We start from the raw sequence: 15,868 nt of genomic DNA, 5'->3' as shown, positions 1-15,868 counted from the left end.
GTTCGTGGGGTCCGCTTAAGATTACCCGCATGACTGACTCCCAGCAGACCCTTTCCGAGCACGAAGGCACCGAGGCCGCGGCCGTCGACGCGCGCGTCCGCGAGGCCGTCGAGACCGGACTCCCGTCGGCGATCGCCGACCTGTCCCGTCTCGTCCGGATCCCCTCGGTGTCCTGGTCGGCCTTCGACCCTCAGAACGTCGTGAGGAGCGCCGAGGCGGTCGCCGCGCTGCTCGAGGAGACGGGGGTGTTCGACTCGGTCGAGATCAAGCGGGCGCCGATCGGCGCGGGGGAGGAGCTCGGCCAGCCCGCGGTCCTCGCCTCCCGCCCGGCGCGAGGCGGTCGTCCGACCGTCCTGCTGTACGCCCACCACGACGTCCAGCCGCAGGGCGCGGACGAGGGCTGGGACACGCCGCCGTTCGAGCCCACGGTCCGCGGCGACCGCCTGTACGGCCGGGGCGCGGCCGACGACAAGGCCGGAGTGATGGCGCACGTCGCCTCCGTGCGGGCGATCGTCGAGGCGCTGGGCGCCGACTTCGATCTGGGGCTCGCCGTCTTCATCGAGGGCGAGGAGGAGTTCGGCTCGCGCTCCTTCGCGGCGTTCCTCGAGCAGAACAAGGAGGCGCTCGCCGCCGACGTGATCATCGTCGCCGACTCCGACAACGTGGATGTCGACACCCCGGGCCTGACCGTGTCCCTGCGCGGGAACGTGACCTTCAAGCTGACCGTGTCGACCCTCGAGCACGCCTCGCACTCCGGCATGTACGGGGGTGCGGCGCCGGACGCCATGCTGGCGATGGTGAAGCTCCTCGCGACGCTCCACGACGACGAGGGGTCCGTCGCCGTCGAGGGCCTCAGCTCGTACGACGACGCTCCGGAGCCGCCCGAGTTCGGCGAGGAGCAGCTGCGGGAGGACGCCGCGCTGCTCCCCGGGGTCTCGAGCATCGGCACGGGCCCGATCCTCTCCCGGCTGTGGTCGAAGCCGACGGTGACCGTCACCGGCATCGACGCGCCGAGCGTGGCCAACGCCTCCAACACCCTCCTGCCCAGCGTGGCCGTGCGCGTCAGTGCCCGCATCGCCCCCGGCCAGCCGGCCGCCGAGGCCTACGCGGCCCTGGAGGCGCACCTCCGGGCCCACGCGCCCTTCGGCGCCCACGTGGCCATCGACGATGTGGATCTCGGCGACCCCTTCCTCGTGGACACGGCGGGTTGGGCGGCGACCGAGGCGAAGCGGGCCATGGCCGACGCGTGGGGCGCGGACGCGGTCGAGACCGGCATCGGCGGCTCGATCCCGTTCATCGCCGACCTCGTCCGCGAGTTCCCGGGAGCGCAGATCCTGGTCACGGGCGTCGAGGACCCGGACACGCGCGCGCACAGCCCGAACGAGTCGCTCCACCTCGGCGTGTTCAAGCGGGCGGTGCTCGCCGAGGCACTGCTCCTGGCGCGGCTGGACGGGCGGACGCTGTCCTGAGCGATTTCGCGGGATCGCGACGTACAATCGTCAGTGGATCCCGATCCGACTCGACGAATTTCCTTGTGAGGAGTCCCATGACCGACACAACGCTGACCGCGACCAAGGCTCACGGCGTCGGCCTGACCGACCAAGCGGCGGCCAAGGTCAAGAGCCTGCTCGAGCAGGAGGGGCGCGACGACCTCCGTCTCCGCGTCGCCGTCCAGCCCGGCGGATGCTCCGGTCTGATCTACCAGCTGTACTTCGACGAGCGCATGCTCGACGGGGACGCGACCGTCGACTTCGACGGGGTGGAGGTCATCGTCGACAAGATGAGCGTGCCCTATCTCGACGGCGCCACCATCGACTTCGAGGACACCATCCAGAAGCAGGGCTTCACGATCGACAACCCCAACGCGACCGGTTCCTGCGCCTGCGGCGACAGCTTCCACTGAGCCCGTCCATAACACAGTCCGACGCACTGGGCCGCCCCTCTCGGGGCGGCCCTTTGTGTTCGGAACCGGGTGTCAGTCGGAGTAGGGTAGAGACAGCCACATACAGTTGGATGTGAACTGTCCCAGTAGTCACTCGAAAGGTCACCGGTGCGTCACAATCGCCGTCTCCGATGGGCTGCCATCCCGATCGCCGCGACGCTCGTCGTGGCGCTCGCGGGCTGCACGCAGGCCCAGCTGCACGGATTCCTCCCGGGCTTCGTCGAGGGCGAGCAGCCCGTCACGAACCACACCGAGCGCATCAGCGGCCTGTGGGTGACCAGCTGGATCGTCCTGCTCATCGTCGGCGTCATCGTCTGGGGTCTCGTGCTCTGGGCCGTCATCGTCTACCGCCGTCGCAAGGGCCAGACCGGCCTCCCCGTGCAGCTCCGGTACAACATGCCGATCGAGATCTTCTACACGGTCGTCCCGCTGATCCTCGTGCTGGGCTTCTTCGCCTTCACCGCCCGCGACCAGAACGCGATCGAGCAGCCGTACGCCCACCCCGACCTCAAGATCCAGGTCTACGCCAAGCAGTGGGCGTGGGACTTCAACTACGTCTCCGACAACGTGTACGACCCGGGTGTCCAGGTCCAGCCGGACGACAACAGCGCGACCCCCGGCGCGGTCCAGGAGGGCAAGGTCCCGACCCTCTACCTCCCCGAGAACAAGAAGATCACCATCCAGCTCGACTCGCGCGACGTGATCCACTCGTTCTGGGTTCCGGCCTTCCTCTACAAGAAGGACGTCATCCCGGGCAAGACCAACTACATGTACTTCTCGACGACCGGGCGCACCGGGACCTTCGTCGGCAAGTGCGCCGAGCTCTGCGGCGAGTACCACTCGGCCATGCTCTTCAATGTGAAGATCGTGTCGCAGCAGGAGTACGACGCCCACATCCAGAGCCTCCGCGACCAGGGCTACAACGGGCAGCTCGGCTCGCAGTACGACCGCAACCAGAACCTCCCCGGCACGGTCGCCCCGCAGGGCGGCAAGTGACCAGCGCAACGAGTAGGACGCAGCGATGACGACAACAGCACCGGCACCCGGCGCGACGACGGCCCCCCGGCCCGCGCCCTCGTTCCTCACCGCCTCCGGTGTCGAGCGCAAGGGCAACATCTTCGTCAACTACATCACCTCGACCGACCACAAGACGATCGGGTACATGTACCTGATCTCGTCGTTCGTGTACTTCCTGATCGGCGGCGTGATGGCGCTGATCATCCGCGCGCAGCTGTTCGAGCCGGGCCTGCAGGTCGTGCAGACCAAGGAGCAGTACAACCAGCTGTTCACCATGCACGGCACGATCATGCTGCTGATGTTCGCGACCCCGCTGTTCGCCGGTTTCGCCAACGTGCTCATGCCGCTGCAGATCGGGGCCCCCGACGTCGCGTTTCCGCGGCTCAACGCGCTCGCCTACTGGTTCTACTCGTTCGGCTCGCTGATCGCCGTCGCCGGGTTCCTCACCCCGCAGGGAGCCGCATCGTTCGGCTGGTTCGCCTACGCCCCGCTCTCGAGCACGACGTTCTCTCCAGGCATCGGCGGCAACCTCTGGGTGCTCGGGCTCGGTCTCTCCGGCTTCGGAACGATCCTCGGCGCGGTGAACTTCATCACGACGATCATCACGATGCGCGCCCCCGGCATGACGATGTTCCGCATGCCCATCTTCACGTGGAACACGCTGGTCACCTCGATCCTCGTGCTCATGGCGTTCCCCGTCCTCGCGGCCGCACTGTTCGCGCTGGCGGCGGACCGGGTCTTCGACGCGCACGTCTACGACGCGGCCAACGGAGGCGCGCTGCTCTGGCAGCACCTCTTCTGGTTCTTCGGGCACCCCGAGGTGTACATCATCGCGCTGCCGTTCTTCGGCATCGTCTCGGAGATCTTCCCCGTCTTCAGCCGCAAGCCGGTCTTCGGGTACAAGACGCTGATCTACGCGACGATCGCCATCGCGGCCCTGTCCGTCACGGTCTGGGCCCACCACATGTATGTGACCGGCTCTGTGCTGCTGCCCTGGTTCTCCCTGATGACGATGCTCATCGCGGTTCCGACCGGTGTGAAGATCTTCAACTGGATCGGCACGATGTGGCGCGGCTCGCTGACCTTCGAGTCGCCGATGCTCTGGTCGATCGGCTTCCTGATCACCTTCACCTTCGGCGGTCTCACCGGCGTCATCCTCGCCTCCCCGCCGCTCGACTTCCACGTCTCCGACACGTACTTCGTGGTCGCTCACTTCCACTACGTGGTCTTCGGCACCGTGGTGTTCGCCATGTTCGCCGGCTTCTACTTCTGGTGGCCGAAGTGGACGGGCAAGATGCTCAACGACCGTCTCGGCAAGTGGCACTTCTGGCTGCTGTTCATCGGGTTCCACACCACCTTCCTGATCCAGCACTGGCTCGGTGTGGTGGGCATGCCCCGACGCTATGCCACCTACCTTCCGAGCGACGGCTTCACGTGGATGAACCAGGTCTCCTCGATCGGCGCGGGCATCCTCGCGATCTCGATGATCCCGTTCTTCGTCAACGTGTACCTCACAGCGCGCAACGCGCCGAAGGTCACCGTGAACGACCCGTGGGGCTACGGCCGCTCGCTCGAGTGGGCCACCAGCTGCCCGCCGCCCCGCCACAACTTCACGTCGATCCCCCGGATCCGTTCGGAGTCGCCGGCGTTCGATCTCAACCACCCCGAGGCGGGCATCCCGATCGGCGTCGGTCCCGCGAAGGACGCCCCGGAGGCTCCTGTGCACGACATCGCGAATGACGAGGTGCGGTAACCGATGAGAACCAACGCGATCCTCTTCTGGATCCTCTCCGCGTTCTTCGTTCTGTCTGCGATCGTCTACACCCTCTGGAACCTCATTGACCCGTTCCACCGCAACGTGGAGTGGGTGGGTACGGTGGCGCTCGTCCTCAGTGCGATTCTCGCCGCGTTCATCGCGTTCTACGTGGGCCGCTCGCACGCCTCCCAGGGCGGCGAACTGCCCGAGGACCGTCTCGACGCCAACATCGACGACGGCGACCCGGAGCTGGGTCACTTCAGCCCGTGGAGCTGGTGGCCGGTCTCTCTGGCCTTCGGCGCGGGTCTCGTGATGCTCGGTCTCGCCGTCGGGATCTGGATCTGCTTCATCGGTGTCGCGTTCAGCGTCGTCTGCATCGTGGGCTGGGTCTACGAGTACTACCGCGGCTACTTCGCTCGCTGAGTCGCACCAGCGACTGCAGGGCCGTCTCCCTCGGGAGGCGGCCCTTTGCCGTTGTGCACAAGGAACGCTGCGGACTCTTCTGCGGCGGGAGCGATGCGTGTCAGCGCCGCGAGAACAGCAGGACGTCGACGGAGACCCGCGTGCTCCCCACGGTGACGGGCTCCGCGGTGTGTCGGGAAGCATGCCGAGCCGACGGCCCCATGGCGATCAGAGCGGTTCGGAGGTCATCCGTCAGCGGCAGGTCGTAGGCGACGTGTTCGCGACGGAGGAGGGCGTACAGCGTCTCTGAGGCGTGGATGACGTCATCTGCCTTGTCGGAGGGGATGTCGAGCATCGTGCCCGTCTCTCGCAGCGATCCGAGATGGTCGGCGCGCGGCACCACGACGACGAGGCGACCGTCCGGCCGGAGAACTCGCTGGAACTCCGGAAGATTCCGTGGGGCGAACACGTCGAGCACGACATCGGCAACGCCGGAGCGTATCGGCAATGGGCGCCACGTGTCGGCGACGAGCCCGTCGATGCGGTCTGAGGAGCGCACGGCACGAGCCACAGCCTGAGCGGACAGGTCCATCGCCAATCCGTGAGCACCCGGTCGGCCTGGCAGGGCCGCACGAAGGTAGTAGCCGGTCCCGGCGCCTGCGTCGACGATGTGCTCACCCGAGCAGGCAGCAGAAACTGCGGCGGCGATGGGGGAGTAGGCGCCCCCCTCGAGTACGCGCTCGCGTGCATCGAGCATGTCCGCCGTGTCGCCGACGTGGCTCGTTCCGCTGCCGAGGAGCGCGACGTAGCCGCGCTTGTTGACGTCGTGGCGGTGTCCGTTGCCACAGCCGAGTGTGAGCCGGTCGACGGGCCGGAGGTCGGCCGTGCAGACCGGACAGCGCAACCATGCAGCGAGCCGGTCGAGGTCAGCGGCCACGGTCAGGGTCCTCCGAGGGATGCGGGCGGGGGGAACACAGAAGCGCCGGCGCGATGATCCGCGCCGGCGCTTCTGTGAGAGTCACACTCAGTGAGAGCCGTGGCCCGACTCGAGCTCGCCCCGGGTGGGCGGGACGATGCGGTCCTCGAAGAACCATCGCGACAGACCCGCACGCACACGGTTACCGACGGTGATGCGTCCGCGCTTATTCGGGCGGATCATCAGGGGCTCGTATGCCTCGTACGAGACCAGACGCCAGCGCTCGTAGTCGCTGAGCTGCTCGTGGACCTCGATGAACTCGCCGCCCGGGAGCTTGACGATGCGGCCGGTCTCGAAGCCGTGGAGGGCGATCGAGCGGTCCTTCTTCTGCAGCGCCAGGCAGACGCGCTTGGTGACAACGAAGGCCACGAGCGGGCCGACGAAGAGCAGCGCCTGAAGGGTGTGGATCACACCCTCCATGGTCAGCTTGAAGTGCGTGGCCATCAGGTCGGAGCTGGCCGCCGCCCAGAAGACCGCGTAGAACGTGACGCCGGCGGCGCCGATGGCCGTGCGGTTGGCCGCGTTGCGGGGACGGTCGAGGATGTGGTGCTCGCGCTTGTCGCCGGTGATCCACGCCTCGAGGAAGGGGTAGATCATGACGACGAGGATGAACAGCCCGAGGATCGCGACCGGGATGATGATGTTGAACGACCAGGTCCGGTTCAGCCAGACGAACTCCCAGCCCGGCGGAACCAGGCGGAGCGCGCCGTCGGCGAAGCCGATGTACCAGTCGGGCTGAGTACCGGCGGATACCGGGGAGGGGTCGTACGGCCCGTAGTTCCAGATCGGGTTGATGGTGAAGAGCGACGCGATGAGCGCGACGACACCGAACACGATGAAGAAGAACCCGCCGGCCTTCGCGGCGTACACCGGCAGGACCGGGTAGCCGACCACGTTGCCCTGCGTGCGACCGGGGGCCGCGTACTGGGTGTGCTTGTGGATCACGACGAACATCAGGTGCAGGGCGATGAACGCGACGACGAGAGCCGGGAGCAGCAGGATGTGCAGCGTGTAGAGGCGGCCCACGATGGCGGTGCCCGGGAACTCGCCGCCGAACAGGAGGAACGAGATCCAGGTGCCGACGACGGGAAGACCCTTGATCAGACCGTCGATGATGCGGAGGCCGTTGCCCGACAGCAGGTCGTCGGGGAGGGAGTAGCCGGTGAAGCCCTCACCCATCGCGAGGATGAACAGCACGAAGCCGATCACCCAGTTCAGCTCGCGCGGCTTCCGGAACGCACCCGTGAAGAAGATGCGCAGCATGTGGAGACCGATGGCCGCCACGAAGAGGAGCGCCGCCCAGTGGTGGATCTGACGGACGAGCAGGCCGCCGCGCACCTCGAAGGAGATGTTGAGCGTGGACTGCATCGCCGAGGACATCTCGATGCCCTTGAGCGGGACGTACGAGCCGTTGTAGACGACCTCGGCCATGGACGCTTGGAAGAAGAACGTCAGGAAGGTCCCAGTGATCAGGATGACGACGAAGCTGTAGAGCGCCACCTCACCGAGGAGGAAGGACCAGTGGTCCGGGAAGATCTTGCGCCCGAACTCCTTGACGGCGCCCGAGATGCTGGTGCGGTCCTCGAGGTAGTTCGCGGCGGCTGCCGTGAACCCCCCCTTCTTGACCGGTGTCGTTGCCGCGGGTGCGGCGGTCGTGGTGCTCAATGACGCTCCCAGAAGCTCGGGCCGACGGGCTCGTGGAAGTCGCTGCGGGCGACCAGGTAGCCATCGGCGTCGACGGTGATCGGCAGCTGCGGCAGAGGCCGCTTCGCCGGTCCGAAGATGACCTGCGCTTCATGCGTGATGTCGAACTGCGACTGGTGGCACGGGCAGAGCAGGTGGTGCGTCTGCTGCTCGTAGAGCGCCACGGGGCACCCGACGTGCGTGCAGATCTTGGAGTAGGCGACGATCCCGTCGTAGTTCCAGTTCTCGCGACCCTTGGAGACGTGCAGGTCCTCGGGCTTGAGGCGCATGAGGAGCACGGCGGCCTTGGCCTTCTCCTCCAGTTTGTTCTCGGACTCGTTGAGCCCTTCGGGGATGACGTGGAAGACGCTGCCCAGCGTGACGTCCGACGCCTTGATCGGCGTGCCGGAGGGATCGCGCGTGAGCCGCAGGCCCTTCTTCCAGAAGGTGTTCGAGAGGAGCTCCGCCGGGTCCTCGCCCTGCGGGGCCAGCCCGCGGAAGAGCACGACCGCGGGGAGCGGGAACGCGATGAGCGCCCCGATGAGGCTGTTGCGCACGAGGGTGCGGCGGCTGAAGCCGGACTCCTCGTCGGCCTGGCGGAAGATCTCGGCGGCGCGCTCGGTCGTCGCCTCCTTGCCCCGGACCGGGTGACGGAGGTCGACGCCCTCCTTCTCGTGCATGAGGGCCTTGCCCCAGTGCACCGCACCGATGCCGATGGCGAGCAGCGCGAGGGCGATGCCGATGCCGATGAACAGGTTGTTCAGCCGGACGGAGCCCGGGTCGCTGTCGTTGATCGGGAACGCCATGTAGGCGGCGACCGCCCAGACGCTCCCGGCGATGGACAGGTAGAACAGCGTGTAGACGGTGCGCTCGGCGCGCCGCTCCTTGCGCGGGTCGAGGTCGGTGACCCGGGGGCGGTGCGGCGGGAAGCCGGGGTTCTCCACGGCGTCGCGGATGATCACCGCGGTGCCGGGGTCGCCCGTGCGGTGCACGTCGACGGCTGACGAACCGGCCGGCGTCAGCTCGTGCCCGCCGTTGTCGTCCTGTGCCATTGCTCTCCTTCTTGCTGTGTCTCTACCCGGTACCGGCTCAGTTGGACTTGGCCGTGATCCAGACGGTCAGGGCGACGATGGCGCCCAGCCCGAAGATCCAGAGGAACAGGCCCTCGGCGACGGGGCCGAGGTCCTCCAGGCCGTAGCCGCCGGGGGAGGCGTTGGTCTGGATGTACTTGAGGTAGGTGATGATGTCGGCCTTGCCCTGCGGCGTGATGTTCAGATCGTTGAACACCGGCATGTTCTGCGGGCCGGTGACCATGGCCTCGTAGATGTGCTTGGCGCTGACGCCCTTGAGCGACGGCGCGTACTTGCCCTCGGTCAGCGCGCCGCCCGCGCCGGCCACGTTGTGGCACATGGCGCAGTTGACGCGGAACAGCTCGGCGCCGCGGGCGGCGTTGCCGTCGCCGGCGAGGTATTTCTGCTCGGGGACCGACGGGCCCGGGCCGAGCGACGCGACGTAGTCGGCGAGCGCCTTGACCTCCGCGTCGGTGAACTGGACCGGCTTCTCCTGAGCCTGCGGGCCCTGCATCTGCATCGGCATGCGGCCGGTGCCGACCTGGAAGTCGACGGCCGCGGCGCCGACGCCGATCAGGCTCGGCGCTACGGAGGACCCCTGCGCCTGCAGGCCGTGGCAGGTCGCGCAGTTGGCCTGGAAGAGCTTGTTGCCCTCGGTGATCGAGCTCTGGCTGGCGACCTGCGCCTGGGGCTGGTCGGCGGACGCCGTGGTCGTCGTGAAGGTCGCGTACGCGCCTCCGGTCAGGCCCAGTCCGACCGCCAGCAGGGCGATCGTGGCCAGCGGGTGGCGGCGGCCGGTCTTGCGGGGCGTCTTGGTGCGGGCAGCCGACGACCTGGCGCGGTTCTTCGCGGCGCTGCGGGTGTGTGTTCCGGAACGGGGACGCATGGGGTGAGGTCAGCTCCTGTTTCTAGCGAATGATGTAGATGACCGCGAACAGTCCGATCCACACGACGTCGACGAAGTGCCAGTAGTACGAGACGACGATGGCGCTCGTCGCCTCCTTGTGGCCGAAGTACTTGACCGCGAAGGCGCGGCCGATGACGAGGAGGAATGCGATGAGCCCGCCCGTGACGTGGAGGGCGTGGAAGCCGGTGGTGAGGTAGAACGCCGACCCGTAGGCGTTGGCGTTGAGCGAGATGCCCTCCGAGACCAGGGTGGCGTACTCGAGGACCTGCCCGGAGACGAAGATCGCGCCCATGATGTAGGACAGGGCGAACCACTCGACCATGCCCCACTTCCAGAACTGGAAGAGGCCCCCGGCGCGACGAGCCTGCAGCCGCTCGGCGGCGAACACACCGAACTGGCAGGTGACCGAGCTGAGCACCAGGACGGTCGTGTTGACCGCCGCATAGGGCACGTTGAGGTGCGCGGTCTCGGCGGCCCAGAGGGCGGGGGAGGTGGACTTGAGGGTGAAGTAGATCGCGAAGAGGCCCGCGAAGAACATCACCTCGGAGCCGAGCCAGACGATCGTGCCGACGGCCACCACATTGGGCCGGTTGATCGCCGGGGCGCTCGGCGCGGAGGCCAGTCCACCAGAAGGGTTCAAGGAGGTGCTCGTCACGTAACCCATTATGGCTGAAAAGAACCCGTGGTTTTCTCACCAAGGAGGCTCGAATCTCGTCGGATTCCGGTTAGGTCAGCCTTATTTTCGTCGCGGGAGGCCCCTCGCCGTGGCGTGTCGGGTCACCGTAGGATCGAGTCATGACCGATTCCCCCACGTGGTCCGCCGTGCTCACCTCGCTGCTGGCCGGCGACGACCTGAGCGTGGCGGACGCCGCCTGGGCGATGGACCAGGTCATGACGGGGGAGGCGACCGACGCCCAGCTGGCGGCCTTCCTCATCGCTCTGCGCGCGAAAGGCGAGACCGTCGACGAGATCGTCGGCTTCCGGGACGCCATCCTGGAGCACGCCGTCCCGCTCGACGTGGACCCGATGGCCCTCGACATCGTGGGCACGGGCGGCGACCGGTTCGGCACCGTGAACGTGTCGACCACCGCCTCCATCGTGGCCGCGTCGGCCGGGGTGCCGGTGATCAAGCACGGCAACCGCGCGGCGAGCTCGTCGTCGGGCTCCTCCGACGTGCTCGCGGCGCTCGGCATCGACCTGACTCTGCCCGCGGAGCGTGTGGCTGAGGTGCTCCGGTCGACCGGGATCACGTTCGCCTTCGCAAGCGCGTTCCATCCGGGGTTCGGCAACGCCGGCCCGGTGCGCGCGCAGCTCGGGGTGCCCACCGTCTTCAACTATCTCGGGCCGCTCTGCAACCCGGCGCGGCCGGAGGCGTCGGCCGTCGGGGTAGCGACCCTCGACCGCATCCCGCTCATCGTCGGCGTGTTCCAGACGCGCGGGGCGACCGCCCTCGTCTTCCGGGGCGACGACGGGCTCGACGAGCTGTCGACCACCGGCCACAGCCATGTCTGGGAGGTCTCACGGGGCCTCGTCACCGAGCACGACATCGACCCGCGCGACCTGGGGATCCCCCGCGCACGCATCGACGATCTCCTCGGGAAGGACGCCGCGTACAACGCGGCAGTCGTGCGTGCCGTGCTCGCGGGCCAAGAGGGCCCCGTGCGCGACATCGTGTTGCTCAACGCGGCGGCCGGGCTCGTTTCGTACGAGCTCGCGTCCGACCCGTCGAGGGTCCAGGTGTCCATCCTGGATCGGTTCCGCTCGCACATGGCGGTCGCCGCCGATGCGATCGACTCCGGGGCTGCGGCCGCGAAGCTCGACGAGTGGGTGGCGGCCACGCACTGACAGAAGTGGAAGGAAGGGTTTCGATGAAGAAGCTCATCAACGACGTTCCCGACGTCGTGGCGGAGTCCCTCGCGGGCTTCGGCCGAGCTCACGCCGACATCGTCACGGTGTCCCAGGATCCGCGCTTCGTCTCCCGGGCCGATGGCCCGGTCCGCGGCAAGGTCGGCCTCGTCAGCGGCGGGGGGAGCGGCCATGAGCCGCTGCACGCCGGTTTCGTCGGCAAGGGGATGCTCGACGCGGCGGTCCCGGGCGAGGTGTTCACCTCGCCGACCCCGATGCCGATCGTGGAGGCCACCAAGGCGGCCGACGGCGGTGCCGGGGTGCTGCACATCGTGAAGAACTACACCGGCGACGTCTTGAACTTCGAGACGGCCGCCGACCTGGTAGGCGCCGAGGGCATCACGGTGCGCTCGGTGGTCACGAACGACGACGTCGCCGTCCAGGACTCGCTGTACACCGCCGGGAGGCGCGGCGTGGCGGGAACGGTGCTCGTCGAGAAGATCGCCGGCGCGGCCGCCGATCGCGGCGACGACCTCGACGCGGTCACGGCGATCGCCGAGCGGGTGAACGCGAACGTCCGCTCGATCGGTCTGGCGCTGACCGACGGCACGGTGCCGCACGCCGGGCAGCCCGGCTTCGTGCTGCCGGAGGACGAGATCGAGTTCGGCGTCGGCATCCACGGCGAGCCGGGACGCGAGCGCATCAAGATCGAGCCCGCCGACCGTCTCGTCGACCGGATGATGGAGGCCGTGCTCACCGACCTACCGTTCTCGTCAGGCGACAGCGTGCTCCTCTTCGTCAACGGCATGGGCGGCACGCCGCTGTCGGAGCTCTACATCCTGTTCCGGCGCGCAGCGGAGATCCTCGACGAGCGCGGCATCGCGCTGTCGCGGTCGCTGGTGGGCAGCTACGTGACGTCGCTCGAGATGCAGGGGGCGTCGATCTCGCTGCTCAAGCTGGACGACGAGTTGACGGAGCTGTGGGACGCCCCCGTCCACACCGCCGCGCTCCGCTGGGGCATCTGAACGACCGGTCACAGGACAGGAAGGAGGCGTCGATGACGCTGGACACGAACTGGGTGGTGTCGTGGATCTCCGCGGCAGCGGACTCCATCGCCGAGCACCGGCAGGAGCTGAACACGCTCGATCGCGAGATCGGCGACGGCGACCACGGCGAGAACATGGATCGCGGCCTGCGTGCCGCCGTGGAGGCGCTCGGCAAGCTGCCCGACGGCTCCACGCCGAACGCCGTGCTGCGTTCGGTCGCGATGACCCTGATCTCGACCGTGGGAGGCGCCTCCGGGCCGCTCTACGGCACGGCGTTCCTGAAGGCCGCCGAGCCCGTCGGCGACGCCCCCGCGATCGACGCGTCGACGCTGGTGGCGCTGCTCACGGCTGCACGCGACGGCATCGTGTCCCGCGGCAAGGCGGAACTGGGCGACAAGACGATGGTGGACGCCTGGACGCCGGCGGTCGAGGCGGCGGCGGCGGCGGAGTCCGCCGGCGCCGCCGACGCGGAGGTGCTCGCCGCCGCCGCAGACGCGGCCGATCGCGGCGCCGAGGCCACCGTGCCGCTCGTGGCCAGGAAGGGCCGCGCCAGCTACCTCGGCGAGCGTTCCGCCGGCCACCTCGACCCGGGCGCCCGGTCCACCGCCTTGCTGCTTCGCGCGGCGGCGGGGGCGGCGGGATGACCGAGCGGGTCGGGATCGTCTTCGTCTCGCACAGCGACCAGCTGGCCGCCGGCATCGTCGCCCTCGCGGGCCAGATGGCGTCGTCGGTCCGGCTGGTCGCGGCGGGAGGGACCGATGACGGGGGCATCGGCACCAGCTTCGCCAAGGTGATGGCCGGTCTGTCGGAGGCGGACGCGGGCGCCGGTGTCGCGGTGGTCAGCGACCTCGGCTCCGCCCTGCTCACCGCCGAGACCGTCCTCGACATGCTGGACGACGACCAGCGCGCCCGCGTCCGCGTGCTCGACGTCCCCTTCGTGGAGGGCGGCGTGGCAGCGGCGGTGGCGGCCGAGTCCGGCGCCTCGCTCGACGAGGTCGCCGCGGCGGCCGCCGGGGCGATCGACGCCTGGGTGCCCGCGGAGGGCCGGCCGGCTGCTGCGTCGGGCGAGGGCGGCGGAGCACCGTCGGCACCTCCCGTCGCCCCGGCAGGGTCCCCTTCGAGCGGCTACGAGCGGGAGGTCGTCGTGCGCAACCCCGAGGGTCTGCACGCCCGGCCCGCCGCCGAGTTCGTCAAGCTGGCGAACTCGTTCCCGGCTCGCGTGACCGTCAACGGGAAGGACGCCAAGAGCCTCCTCGGCATCATGTCGCTCGGCCTCACGGCCGGGTCGACCGCCCGGATCGCCAGCGACGACGTCGCCGCTGGCCGGTCCGCCGTGGACGCGCTCGCGGATCTCGTGGAGACGGGCTTCGGGGAGGTCTGAGCTCGCTCCCGGCGCTGCACCTCAGCGCAGCGCGACCGCCATCTCGAGCTCGCGGGCGCTCCGATCGAGCGGGTACGGCAGCGTGCGTCCCGTGAAGGAGAAACCGCGCCGCTGGTAGTACCGGATGGCGCCGGCGTTCTGCTCGTGCACCTCGAGGATCAGCCGGTCCGACCTCTCGCTCGCCCAGTCCACCACTGCGTCGAGCAGCGCGTCGGCCATGCCGTGCTCGCGACCGCGGAAGGACGGCGTGACGTAGACGCCGACGAGGTGGGGTTCGCGGGATCTCGCCGAGTGATAGCCGCCCATGGTGCCGAGCCACCGGCCGTCCGGGGCGACGGCGGCGAACAGCCGGCTCGACGGCGAGGCGTTGGCCGCTCGGCGCCTCCAGTGCTCGTCGTCGTGGCGCCGGGCCGTCTCGAGCGTCTCGAGGTAGGCGAGCGGCGTGTCGGCGAGCATCTCGAATCGCAGCTCGCGGTAAGCCATCCAGTCCGCCTCGGTGCTCGGTCGCACCACCCAGTCGGCGCCCGCGCCGGGCGTCATCTCAGTTGCGCTCGGCGAGGAGCGCCTCCGACTCCGCGAGGAGGATGGCCGTGCAGAGCCCTTGGAGCGCCGCGCGCAGCTCGTCGAGCGGCGGGAAGGTCGGCGCGATGCGGATGTTCGCGTCGCGGGGGTCGTCGCCGTAGGGGAAGGTGGCTCCCGCCGGGGTGACCGCGATGCCCGCCTCCTTGGCCAGCTGGACGGCGCGCTTGGCGCACCCGTCGAGCACGTCGAGGCTGACGAAGTAGCCGCCCTTCGGCGCGTTCCAGCTGCCGGCCTCCCAGGGTGCCAGTCGCTCGCGGAACGTCTCGTCCACCACGGCGAACTTCGGCTCCAGGATGGCGCGGTGCCTCTCCATGTGGGCGGCGAGCCCCTCCTGGTCGCGCAGGAGGCGGACGTGCCGCAGCTGGTTGATCTTGTCGGGGCCGATGCTCTGGGCGGCGGTGTTGTGCTGGAACCACGCGACGTTGGTCTCGGACGCGCCGAAGAACGCCACTCCGGACCCGGGGAAGGTCACCTTCGAGGTGGAGGCGAAGATGAGCGGGCGGTCGGGGTTGCCCGCCTCGGCCGCGAGCGCGAGCACGTCGATCGGCGCGGGGCGCTCATCCGAGAGGTGGTGCACGACGTAGGCGTTGTCCCAGAAGAGGCGGAAGTCCGGCGCGGCGGGCAGCGACACCAGAGCGCGCACCACCTCCTCGCTGTACACCGCGCCGGTGGGGTTCGAGTAGACGGGCACGCACCACATGCCCTTGATGCTGTCGTCGGCGGCGAGAAGGGACGCGACCGTCTCGATGTCGGGCCCGTCGTCGTTCATCGGAACCGGTATCATCCGGATCCCGAAGCGCTCGAGGATGGTGAAGTGGCGGTCGTAGCCCGGCACCGGCGTGAGGAAGCCGATCGAGCGGCCCGCCCACGGCAGCTCGCCGCCGGGGACGCCGTGGAGGAGCGCCTGGACGATCGTGTCGTGCATGACGGTCAGGCTCGAGTTGCCGAGCGCGAGCAGCTGCGGCACCGGGACACCGAGCGCCTCGGCGAAGATCGCGCGCAGCTCGGGCAAGCCGTTCGGGCCGCCGTAGTTGCGGAGGTCGGTGCCCGCGGCGTCCCGGTACTCGCCGTCCGGCAGGCGGAGCAGGTCGTTCGAGAGGTCGAGCTGCTCGGCGGACGGCTTGCCGCGCGTGATGTCGAGCGCGAGGCCGGCGGCCTTCAGCTCGTCGTAGGCGGCGGAGAAGTCGGCGTGCGCGGCACGCAGGGCGGCCGTGTCGAGGTCGGCGAGAGGCTGGGCGGGCGTGATCACGTTCCGATCGTA

At 69.0% G+C, this 15,868-nt stretch carries 16 protein-coding genes; 9 read left to right on the top strand and 7 right to left on the bottom strand.

Annotation, left to right across the window (positions count from 1 at the left end; translation table 11 throughout):
• Window positions 1–29 precede the first annotated feature (29 nt).
• From FPT20_RS09320 to FPT20_RS09300, 5 genes are all read left to right on the top strand, one after another.
• Entirely contained in the window at window positions 30–1,469 is a 1,440-nt protein-coding gene (locus tag FPT20_RS09320) for a dipeptidase (protein ID WP_158864642.1), read from the top strand.
• 77 nt (window positions 1,470–1,546) lie between these two features.
• Window positions 1,547–1,903: an iron-sulfur cluster insertion protein ErpA gene (gene erpA, locus FPT20_RS09315; RefSeq protein WP_158864640.1), complete on the top strand. Its 357-nt coding sequence runs from the start codon at window positions 1,547–1,549 to the stop codon at window positions 1,901–1,903.
• A 147-nt stretch (window positions 1,904–2,050) separates the two neighbouring features.
• The gene (gene ctaC / locus FPT20_RS09310; protein ID WP_158864639.1) at window positions 2,051–2,938 is read left to right on the top strand and encodes an aa3-type cytochrome oxidase subunit II; all 888 of its coding nucleotides are present in this window, start codon (window positions 2,051–2,053) and stop codon (window positions 2,936–2,938) included.
• Between the two features lie 25 nt (window positions 2,939–2,963).
• Window positions 2,964–4,712, top strand: a complete 1,749-nt coding sequence (gene ctaD / locus FPT20_RS09305; protein ID WP_158864637.1) for an aa3-type cytochrome oxidase subunit I — start codon at window positions 2,964–2,966, stop codon at window positions 4,710–4,712.
• 3 nt (window positions 4,713–4,715) lie between these two features.
• Window positions 4,716–5,138 carry a cytochrome c oxidase subunit 4 gene (locus tag FPT20_RS09300; RefSeq protein WP_158864635.1) on the top strand — a complete coding sequence of 141 codons (423 nt, stop codon included), beginning with the start codon at window positions 4,716–4,718 and terminating at the stop codon, window positions 5,136–5,138.
• Window positions 5,139–5,238: 100 nt separating this feature from the next.
• Here the strand turns inward: FPT20_RS09300 and FPT20_RS09295 are convergent, their stop codons facing one another.
• The 5 genes from FPT20_RS09295 to ctaE all read right to left on the bottom strand — a co-directional run bounded on the left by FPT20_RS09295 (window position 5,239) and on the right by ctaE (window position 10,417).
• A complete protein-coding gene (locus tag FPT20_RS09295; protein ID WP_158864633.1) occupies window positions 5,239–6,054 on the bottom strand; it encodes a putative RNA methyltransferase in 816 nt (271 codons plus the stop codon).
• Between the two features lie 87 nt (window positions 6,055–6,141).
• Window positions 6,142–7,758, bottom strand: coding sequence for a cytochrome bc1 complex cytochrome b subunit (gene qcrB / locus FPT20_RS09290; RefSeq protein ID WP_158864631.1), 1,617 nt, complete (start codon window positions 7,756–7,758; stop codon window positions 6,142–6,144).
• Window positions 7,755–8,828, bottom strand: a complete 1,074-nt coding sequence (qcrA, locus tag FPT20_RS09285; protein ID WP_158864629.1) for a cytochrome bc1 complex Rieske iron-sulfur subunit — start codon at window positions 8,826–8,828, stop codon at window positions 7,755–7,757. The genes qcrB and qcrA overlap by 4 nt, the downstream gene beginning before the upstream one ends.
• A 37-nt stretch (window positions 8,829–8,865) precedes the next feature.
• The gene (gene qcrC / locus FPT20_RS09280; protein WP_158864627.1) at window positions 8,866–9,732 is read right to left on the bottom strand and encodes a cytochrome bc1 complex diheme cytochrome c subunit; all 867 of its coding nucleotides are present in this window, start codon (window positions 9,730–9,732) and stop codon (window positions 8,866–8,868) included.
• Window positions 9,733–9,754: 22 nt separating this feature from the next.
• Window positions 9,755–10,417, bottom strand: coding sequence for an aa3-type cytochrome oxidase subunit III (ctaE, locus tag FPT20_RS09275; protein ID WP_199245737.1), 663 nt, complete (start codon window positions 10,415–10,417; stop codon window positions 9,755–9,757).
• Between the two features lie 131 nt (window positions 10,418–10,548).
• Here ctaE and trpD point away from each other — a divergent pair, with 131 nt between their 5' ends.
• Genes trpD through dhaM form a run of 4 tightly spaced genes read left to right on the top strand, consistent with a single transcriptional unit; the run spans window position 10,549 to window position 14,025 of the window.
• Window positions 10,549–11,598, top strand: coding sequence for an anthranilate phosphoribosyltransferase (gene trpD / locus FPT20_RS09270; protein WP_158864625.1), 1,050 nt, complete (start codon window positions 10,549–10,551; stop codon window positions 11,596–11,598).
• A gap of 23 nt (window positions 11,599–11,621) precedes the next feature.
• Window positions 11,622–12,623, top strand: coding sequence for a dihydroxyacetone kinase subunit DhaK (gene dhaK, locus FPT20_RS09265; RefSeq protein WP_158864623.1), 1,002 nt, complete (start codon window positions 11,622–11,624; stop codon window positions 12,621–12,623).
• A gap of 32 nt (window positions 12,624–12,655) precedes the next feature.
• Complete coding sequence (gene dhaL / locus FPT20_RS09260; protein WP_158864621.1) at window positions 12,656–13,288, top strand: dihydroxyacetone kinase subunit DhaL; 633 nt, start codon at window positions 12,656–12,658, stop codon at window positions 13,286–13,288.
• Entirely contained in the window at window positions 13,285–14,025 is a 741-nt protein-coding gene (dhaM, locus tag FPT20_RS09255; protein WP_158864619.1) for a dihydroxyacetone kinase phosphoryl donor subunit DhaM, read from the top strand. Before dhaL ends, dhaM begins: the two co-directional genes overlap by 4 nt.
• Before the next feature lie 21 nt (window positions 14,026–14,046).
• Here dhaM and FPT20_RS09250 read toward each other — a convergent pair whose 3' ends face one another.
• Together FPT20_RS09250 and FPT20_RS09245 are read right to left on the bottom strand one after the other, a co-directional pair.
• On the bottom strand, window positions 14,047–14,565 hold the full coding sequence (locus FPT20_RS09250) for a GNAT family N-acetyltransferase (protein ID WP_158864617.1): 519 nt from the start codon (window positions 14,563–14,565) through the stop codon (window positions 14,047–14,049).
• A 1-nt stretch (window position 14,566) separates the two neighbouring features.
• On the bottom strand, window positions 14,567–15,853 hold the full coding sequence (locus FPT20_RS09245) for an aminotransferase class I/II-fold pyridoxal phosphate-dependent enzyme (protein WP_442786505.1): 1,287 nt from the start codon (window positions 15,851–15,853) through the stop codon (window positions 14,567–14,569).
• Window positions 15,854–15,868: the final 15 nt, after the last annotated feature.

Origin of the sequence: Leifsonia sp. AG29 (genome assembly GCF_009765225.1) — a bacterium.
Taxonomy (GTDB): domain Bacteria; phylum Actinomycetota; class Actinomycetes; order Actinomycetales; family Microbacteriaceae; genus Leifsonia.
This window is presented reverse-complemented; position numbering and strand designations above follow the sequence as displayed.

What these genes read in the sequence shown, in the direction of transcription:
- FPT20_RS09320 (WP_158864642.1), top strand. Translation starts at nt 30, where the DNA reads ATGACTGACTCCCAGCAGACCCTTTCCGAGCACGAAGGCACCGAGGCC.
- trpD (WP_158864625.1), top strand. Translation starts at nt 10,549, where the DNA reads ATGACCGATTCCCCCACGTGGTCCGCCGTGCTCACCTCGCTGCTGGCC.
- FPT20_RS09300 (WP_158864635.1), top strand. Translation starts at nt 4,716, where the DNA reads ATGAGAACCAACGCGATCCTCTTCTGGATCCTCTCCGCGTTCTTCGTT.
- erpA (WP_158864640.1), top strand. Translation starts at nt 1,547, where the DNA reads ATGACCGACACAACGCTGACCGCGACCAAGGCTCACGGCGTCGGCCTG.
- qcrA (WP_158864629.1), bottom strand. Translation starts at nt 8,828, where the DNA reads ATGGCACAGGACGACAACGGCGGGCACGAGCTGACGCCGGCCGGTTCG.
- dhaK (WP_158864623.1), top strand. Translation starts at nt 11,622, where the DNA reads ATGAAGAAGCTCATCAACGACGTTCCCGACGTCGTGGCGGAGTCCCTC.
- ctaE (WP_199245737.1), bottom strand. Translation starts at nt 10,417, where the DNA reads ATGGGTTACGTGACGAGCACCTCCTTGAACCCTTCTGGTGGACTGGCC.
- ctaD (WP_158864637.1), top strand. Translation starts at nt 2,964, where the DNA reads ATGACGACAACAGCACCGGCACCCGGCGCGACGACGGCCCCCCGGCCC.
- dhaM (WP_158864619.1), top strand. Translation starts at nt 13,285, where the DNA reads ATGACCGAGCGGGTCGGGATCGTCTTCGTCTCGCACAGCGACCAGCTG.
- FPT20_RS09250 (WP_158864617.1), bottom strand. Translation starts at nt 14,565, where the DNA reads ATGACGCCCGGCGCGGGCGCCGACTGGGTGGTGCGACCGAGCACCGAG.
- qcrC (WP_158864627.1), bottom strand. Translation starts at nt 9,732, where the DNA reads ATGCGTCCCCGTTCCGGAACACACACCCGCAGCGCCGCGAAGAACCGC.
- dhaL (WP_158864621.1), top strand. Translation starts at nt 12,656, where the DNA reads ATGACGCTGGACACGAACTGGGTGGTGTCGTGGATCTCCGCGGCAGCG.